This window comes from Pseudoalteromonas sp. S3178, assembly GCF_005886985.1.
In the GTDB taxonomy this organism is placed as follows: domain Bacteria; phylum Pseudomonadota; class Gammaproteobacteria; order Enterobacterales; family Alteromonadaceae; genus Pseudoalteromonas; species Pseudoalteromonas carrageenovora.
In genome coordinates this window covers 1-289 of the sequence record NZ_PNCW01000507.1, presented here as the reverse complement: position 1 = coordinate 289, position 289 = coordinate 1, and the positions used below count along the sequence as shown (strand labels likewise).

Sequence of the window (289 nt, the reverse complement as noted above, 5' to 3'; positions counted from 1 at the left end):
TAAAGAAGCGCATTTAGCGGATGAACGAGAATGTGAACTGCTGGGGGTGGCCAAAGACAGTGGCACGCAAATCTTCCGTGCAGTCGGCTGTGAAGAGTGTAACTTCAATGGTTACAAAGGTCGTACTGGTATTCATGAGCTTCTCATCGTTGATGAGCCTATCCGTGAACTTATTCATAACGGTAAAGGTGAGCAAGCGGTAGAGAAGTATATTCGTAAGCGTACGCCAAGCATCCGACAAGATGGCTGTTCGCGAGTACTTGCTGGTCAAACAACCTTAGAAGAAGTA

The 289-nt window shown here is 46.7% G+C and carries 1 protein-coding gene; it reads left to right on the top strand.

The genetic code is table 11. From position 1 onward, the window contains the following. A partial coding sequence (locus tag CWC11_RS21960; RefSeq protein WP_502704829.1) for an ATPase, T2SS/T4P/T4SS family occupies window positions 1-289 on the top strand: 289 nt, incomplete at both ends.